Genomic DNA, 6,948 nt, shown 5'->3' on the forward strand with positions numbered 1-6,948 from the left:
CTGCTCAAATTTATGCAGAAATTTTTACAGCTTTTTCGTTTTATTGGGTATTTCTTGGTGTTTTGAAATCTAGATTGGCAAACTTCATTTTTTTAACTTGCATTGACAGCAGATTGATTACGTCAATCGTTCCATTCACCCCGAGGAGGAACAGGGGTACGCACAGGGGTGCGCGTCAGTTCGTCATCCCTAAGGATTTCACCCCGTAACCACTGGCGAATCGCCACCTCAATGACTTTACTTGGGTCATTGGTGAGATGCTGAATTTGCTTTAGTAACTCGGAGTCTAGGCGGACAGCAATTTCTACCTTATCGGCTCGTGTGTTTTCCGCTTCGGTAGTTTTCCCTTGCATATTCATAGATTTGATATACTCTGAATTGGTTTTGTCTAAAGCTTTGTAAAGTAGTTATATTCATCATTTGGGCTAATTCGCTGAAAAATCTTCAAGGGCACAGTTACATAGTTCCCTGAAATAGCACCAAAGTAACAGCTTTAACTTTCAAATCGCATTTTTCATATAACTGACTAGACAATGGCTCTAGAAGTTTTGCCGATAAATCAGTGATTCCGGGCAATTACGGGTGGTAATTGCCCACGATCCCTACATGTACTTATTTACATTTATTGTACGCTCCTAGCTGATGATTACTAGCAGTGACAAATAGACTTTCATAATATTCTTAAAAGTCCACCTATTTAGATCGAAACTTAAAGATGGGGTGAAGAGGGGAGGCAGAAGGGCATACAACTCTTGGAGAGGCTGCGCCAACGAGCGTAGCTATGGCGCAGGCTTTACGACTGCGCCCTTCTCTACCTAGAGGCTGCGCCAACGAGCGTAGCTATGCCGTAGGCTTTACGGCTACGCTCAGGACAAGCTCAGTAACCAGAGGGGCAGGGGAGCAGGAGAGATAATAGTAACTCTTAACTCCTAACTCAGCACGGGCTAAACCATAGCTATCCGCTAACAGAACTCAGCATTAAAAGCTAGGAGCGTCTTGGCTAAGAAAGCATTAAAATACATTAAGTAAATTGCTCTTTTAACTTTGGTTGCTGCTAAGGCAAAGATAGTATATGACTGACGTTCCCGCAGTTCGCATTCGCAATTTTTGTATTATTGCTCACATCGACCACGGGAAATCAACCCTTGCCGATCGCTTGCTGCAAGCTACTGGCACTGTTGGAGACCGACAGATGAAGGAACAGTTTCTCGACAATATGGATCTGGAACGGGAGCGCGGGATTACAATTAAGCTGCAAGCTGCCCGGATGAACTACACAGCTAAGGATGGTCAGCAGTATGTGCTGAATTTAATTGATACTCCGGGACATGTGGATTTCTCTTATGAAGTCTCCCGCTCTCTTGTGGCTTGTGAAGGAGCGCTATTGGTAGTAGATGCGTCCCAAGGTGTGGAAGCGCAAACTTTGGCGAATGTATATTTAGCGTTAGAGAATAACCTGGAAATTATCCCGGTTTTGAATAAAATTGATTTGCCAGGGGCTGAACCAGAACGGGTAATAGGCGAAATTGAAGAAATTATCGGTCTAGATTGCAGTGGTGCAATTCTGGCCTCTGCTAAAGAAGGTATTGGTATTGATCAGATTTTAGAAGCAGTTGTCGAGCGGATACCGCCACCACCCAATACGATAAATGAACGCTTACGGGCGTTAATATTTGATAGCTATTACGACAGCTATCGGGGAGTAATTGTGTATTTCCGAGTGATGGATGGCACCGTGAAAAAAGGCGATCGCATCCATTTAATGGCATCTGGTAAAGAATTTGAAATTGATGAGTTAGGCGTCCTTTCTCCAACTCAAAAGCAAGTTGAAGAACTGCACGCTGGGGAAGTCGGCTATTTAGGAGCGGCAATTAAAGCTGTAGCTGATGCTCGGGTGGGAGACACAATTACCCTAAGTAAGGCCAAAGCAGAGTCACCCTTACCAGGTTACGCAGAAGCCAACCCGATGGTTTATTGTGGGATGTTCCCCATTGATGCTGATCAATTTGAAGACTTGCGGGAAGCCTTAGAAAAGCTCGAACTCAACGATGCGGCGCTGCACTACGAACCAGAAACTTCTAGCGCGATGGGGTTTGGTTTCCGTTGCGGGTTTTTGGGCTTGCTGCACATGGAAATTGTCCAGGAACGGCTAGAACGAGAGTATAATCTCGATTTAATCATTACAGCCCCCTCGGTGGTTTATAAAGTGATTACCCTGAAAGGGGAGGAACTGTACATTGATAATCCCAGCCGTCTACCTTCTCCCAATGATCGCCAAAAAATTGAAGAACCCTACGTCCAAGTAGAGATGATTACGCCGGAAACCTATGTCGGCACCTTGATGGAGTTGTCACAAAATCGCCGTGGCATTTTCAAGGATATGAAATATCTCACCCAAGGACGAACCACCCTCACTTACGAACTCCCCTTGGCGGAAGTTGTGACTGACTTTTTTGACCAGATGAAGTCGCGATCGCGCGGTTATGCCAGCATGGAATATCACCTGATTGGCTACCGTGAAAATCCTCTGGTGAAGCTGGATATCATGATTAACGGTGATCCCGTAGATTCCTTGGCGATGATTGTACACCGGGATAAAGCTTACAACGTCGGGCGGTCAATGGCAGAAAAACTCAAGGAACTAATTCCCCGCCATCAATTTAAAGTGCCAATTCAGGCATCTATTGGCAGTAAAGTTATCGCCAGCGAACACATCCCCGCCTTGCGGAAAGACGTGCTAGCCAAGTGCTACGGCGGTGACATCAGCCGGAAGAAGAAACTATTACAGAAGCAAGCAAAAGGTAAAAAGCGAATGAAATCTGTAGGTACCGTGGACGTACCCCAGGAAGCCTTTATGGCAGTACTGCGCTTGGATCAAAGCTAATTTAAAAGTGCTTAATCCTCAGAGACAATTGGCTGCGTCTACATCTCAACCTGAAAAAACATAAAAGAAGACCTAACCCCCTTTACTAGTAGGGTTGGGGGAGTCAAAGCCCATTGGTGTCAACTTAAGCTAAAACTCTTTTAAAACCTCGTTTCCAGTCTCTGTCCATTGGTGTCAACTTAAGCTCAAACGCTTACACAACATACGTTTTACCCCACCTCCAACCCCTCCCCTTGGTAAGGGGAGGGGCGGTTTTGGCTTTAGACAAAACCGGGGTGGGGTAACGCGAAGACTGATGGTAAGTGAGTAAATTCAAGATTATGTCTTGACAACGGTTTTACGTTAAGTTGACACCTATGGGCATTGCCATGCCCCTACTAACGTATTTGTATCATTATTAAAGTGAAATGAGTATTAGACAATCTTTTTCTCCAGGCTCAAATGCTTTTGAAAACCTAGAAATTACTGAACAGCTACTTACCCCTTCTTAAAGCCTGAGTTAGTTGCAAAAGGGGCGCTCAATTGTCCTAATTACGAATTACGTTAGCGTAGCGGTAGCGAGTCCGCGAGCGTCATTAGGAATTAGAATTGTACCTCGCTTACACGGTAAACGCATCTAAATTAGTCTTGACAAAAACCTTGGTTTGTGAATGAACGAATAATCAGAGTTTCTCGTTTGGTTTGTTTCGTAAGGCTCAAAGCAATGTCTATGATGGGCTATTTGGCGTCGCCTAAAAGATGATCAATAATGCTTACTTATTGATCATCTTTGAGGATTTATTGACAAGATGCGCTTACCCTGACCTTGCTTATTATCCATAGCATACAGTTGATAACCTTTGATAAGCTTTAACAAAATCACTGTTAAAGACATCTAAAAATTTTAGTAAACATACTCACTGCATTCAGCATCCTTGTATTTTTAGATAAATGTAGTTTTTTAGATATTTGTAAAGCGTCGGGGAGTCTAGCAGATGAAGATACTAGTACTGAGTTGGGAGTTTCCGCCGAGGATTGTTGGGGGAATTGCGCGGCATGTAGCGGAGTTGTACCCGGAACTGGTAAAGCTAGGGCATGAAGTCCACCTAATTACAGCAGAGTTTGGTCAGGCATCAATGTATGAGGTAGTTGAGGGCGTAAAGGTGCATCGGGTGCCAGTCGGCTATAGTAACGACTTTTTCCACTGGGTAGTCAATCTTAACCTGAGTATGGGAGATCACGGTGGTAAGTTGATTCTAGAGGAGGGATCGTTTGATTTAATTCATGCCCATGATTGGTTAGTAGGAGATGCTGCGATCGCTCTCAAACATAATTTCAAAATACCACTAATTGCCACAATTCACGCTACAGAATACGGGCGCTATAACGGTATTTACACCGACATCCAAGGCTATATTAATGGCAAAGAAAACTTGCTGGCTTTCAACGCTTGGCGAATTATTGTTTGTAGCGACTATATGCGCCAAGAAGTAGAACGAGTACTACACAGTCCTTGGGACAAAATCGATGTCATTTATAACGGTATCCGAGCCGAAAAGAAACAGCATCACGTAGATTTTCATGCTGTGAATTTTCGCCGCCAATTCGCCACAGACGATGAGAAAATCGTTTACTACCTCGGTCGCATGACCTATGAAAAGGGTGTACCTGTATTACTCAATGCCGTACCTAAGATCCTTTCCCAAATGGGAGGTAACGTTAAACTTGTCATTGTTGGTGGCGGCAATACTGACCATCTCAAGCGCCAAGCCTGGGATTTGGGAATTTGGCATCATTGTTATTTTACAGGTTTTCTCTCTGATAGATACTTAGATAGATTTCAAACTGTCGCTGACTGTGCAGTATTTCCTAGTCTTTACGAACCTTTTGGGATTGTGGCTTTAGAAAGCTTTGCTTCTCGTGTTCCTGTAGTAGTTTCTGATACTGGTGGCTTCCCAGAAGTGGTGCAACATACCAAAACAGGCATTGTTACTTGGGCGAATAATCCCGATTCTTTAGCTTGGGGAATTTTAGAAGTATTGAAAAATCCAGGTTATCGGCAATGGCTGGTGGATAATGCTTATGAGGATTTAGAGCGGCGCTTTAGTTGGCTGAAATTAGCCAAGCAAACTGAAGAAGTATATCAGCGAGTTGCCTTGGAGCGATCGCAAATTGTCTGGTAAGGAACTTGTTAGATCCCCGACTTCTTCAAGAAGTTGGGATCTAAATTCAATGTAAATTTTCTTTGAAGTTACATTAATCCTTAGAGGATGTTTGAAAAGTATTATTGCTAACACCAAAAGCTCCTCAACCTAACCTCTCTACCCCATTCCCTACAAGATTGGACTATAAAGCAATACGCTTGGGTTAAGGCTTAACTCTTTCTCAAAGTGAATTTTTTTAACGTAGACGCAAAGCGGCTTGCCGCAGGCTACCGCAAAGGACGCATAGACACGAAGTGGCTTCCCGCAGGGTAGGACGCAAAGGAAGAGAAGGAAGAGAAGGAAGAAATGCTTAACTCAAGCGTATTGGACTATAAAGGACACAAGCATGTGGAGATTTTCGCAGAGTAGGGCAGAGAATTAATGATTACTCTGGGTTCTTATAGCGTTAAAAAACAGTACAAGCCCTGTACGCTGGAAATTCTACCCTCTGTAGTGCCAGAGTTAAGCTAGTGCGCGTTTAAATTGCAGATTTTTTCGTTAAAACTGTCATTAGTCCTTTGTCCAAGGTCAAATTGTAAATACTAAGTGACTAAGGACTAATGATCAAAAACAATCAATCACGAATAAATAAGCAATTAAAATGCGTAACAGCCTAGCAATAATTGCAGTTTGCTCCAGAAGCTTAGTATGACAAAGGCATTCCCAAGCATAGCAAGGCGCTTGAAAAGTACAGGAATCAAGTTGTTGAATATGGGAACCTTCCTTATAACCCGTTTTCTCGAAAACTGGAAACGCTACTTTCTGGGTGACACTGTTGATGTCCACCCCTCCCCCTCCTTTGATTTTGATGTCCGTTCTTCTTTAGCAGGCCCAGTCCTGAGCTTAGGTGGGGGTGGCCCCGATGTCGATGATGCCATCCAGTGGATGATTAACGAAGTCAGGGGAGGTACTGACTCCGCCACTAAAGTTAATGTTGTAGTTATCCGCACTAATGGTAATCACGATTACAATCGGCTAATTTATGCCATGAGGGGCGTAAAGTTTGTGGAAACTCTTGTGATTCGCAGTAGGCAAGAAGCAAACAAAGCTGAGATTTATGAAAGAGTCAGAAATGCTGATGTGATTTTCTTTGCTGGTGGCGACCAATGTGAATACATCCGCAACTGGAAAGATACCAAGCTTGAGGCTGCCGTTAAGTCAGTTTACCTTAAAGGTGGTGGTGTTGGTGGCACCAGTGCGGGTGCGATGATCCAAAGTGATTGTGTCTATGATGCTTGTGCTTCTTCCGAGAAAGGCATTGAAACTAGAGACGCACTCGAAGATCCTTACCGGGACATCACTTTTACTTACAACTTTTTCAATTGGAGCAATTTAAAGGGAACTATCGTAGATACGCACTTCGACAGGCGGGAAAGGATGGGTCGAATGATGACTTTTATTGCCCGTCAAATTAAGGAGGGTGTATCTAGCAGTGTTTTGGGCATAGGGGTTAGTGAAAGTACATCGGTTCTTGTGGATAAAAACGGTTTGGTGAAAGTTATGGGTAGGGGTGCGGTGTACTTTGTACTTGGTAATCATATACCGGAAGTATGCGAATCCCGAACGCCTTTGACCTTTTCCAATTACAAAATTTGGAAAGTTCGCAGGGGAGACACCTTTAATCTTAAAAACAGACCAACTTCTGGCTACTATCTCAGGAGTGTCAAAAGGGGACGGATTGATTCAAATCCCTATTGAGTCGGGAGTGGGGGACAAGGGGACAAGGTGGATGAACGGAATTCTGAGGTGGATTCATCCAGTTAAAACACTCGTTAACGAGTATCAAAGGTGGATTCATCCAGTTAAAACACTCGTTAACGAGTATCAAAGGTGGATTCATCCAGTTAAAACACTCGTTAACGAGTATCAAAGGTGGATTCA

General features: G+C 43.7%; 4 protein-coding genes. 3 read left to right on the top strand and 1 reads right to left on the bottom strand.

Features of this window, described 5'->3' with window-relative positions:
- Window positions 1-122 precede the first annotated feature (122 nt).
- The gene (locus V7K40_RS23860) at window positions 123-359 is read right to left on the bottom strand and encodes a hypothetical protein (protein WP_334964107.1); all 237 of its coding nucleotides are present in this window, start codon (window positions 357-359) and stop codon (window positions 123-125) included.
- 713 nt (window positions 360-1,072) lie between these two features.
- Between V7K40_RS23860 and lepA the strand changes: the two genes are divergently transcribed.
- From lepA to V7K40_RS23875, 3 genes are all read left to right on the top strand, one after another.
- Complete coding sequence (lepA, locus tag V7K40_RS23865; protein ID WP_334964109.1) at window positions 1,073-2,884, top strand: translation elongation factor 4; 1,812 nt, start codon at window positions 1,073-1,075, stop codon at window positions 2,882-2,884.
- A gap of 974 nt (window positions 2,885-3,858) precedes the next feature.
- Window positions 3,859-5,046: a glycosyltransferase family 4 protein gene (locus tag V7K40_RS23870; protein ID WP_334964111.1), complete on the top strand. Its 1,188-nt coding sequence runs from the start codon at window positions 3,859-3,861 to the stop codon at window positions 5,044-5,046.
- Window positions 5,047-5,715: 669 nt separating this feature from the next.
- Window positions 5,716-6,765, top strand: coding sequence for a Type 1 glutamine amidotransferase-like domain-containing protein (locus V7K40_RS23875; RefSeq protein WP_334964113.1), 1,050 nt, complete (start codon window positions 5,716-5,718; stop codon window positions 6,763-6,765).
- Window positions 6,766-6,948 lie beyond the last annotated feature (183 nt).

The sequence above is a fragment of the Nostoc sp. genome, from assembly GCF_036917195.1.
Lineage (GTDB): Bacteria > Cyanobacteriota > Cyanobacteriia > Cyanobacteriales > Nostocaceae > Nostoc.

What these genes read in the sequence shown, in the direction of transcription:
- lepA (WP_334964109.1), top strand. Translation starts at nt 1,073, where the DNA reads ATGACTGACGTTCCCGCAGTTCGCATTCGCAATTTTTGTATTATTGCT.
- V7K40_RS23860 (WP_334964107.1), bottom strand. Translation starts at nt 359, where the DNA reads ATGAATATGCAAGGGAAAACTACCGAAGCGGAAAACACACGAGCCGAT.
- V7K40_RS23870 (WP_334964111.1), top strand. Translation starts at nt 3,859, where the DNA reads ATGAAGATACTAGTACTGAGTTGGGAGTTTCCGCCGAGGATTGTTGGG.
- V7K40_RS23875 (WP_334964113.1), top strand. Translation starts at nt 5,716, where the DNA reads ATGACAAAGGCATTCCCAAGCATAGCAAGGCGCTTGAAAAGTACAGGA.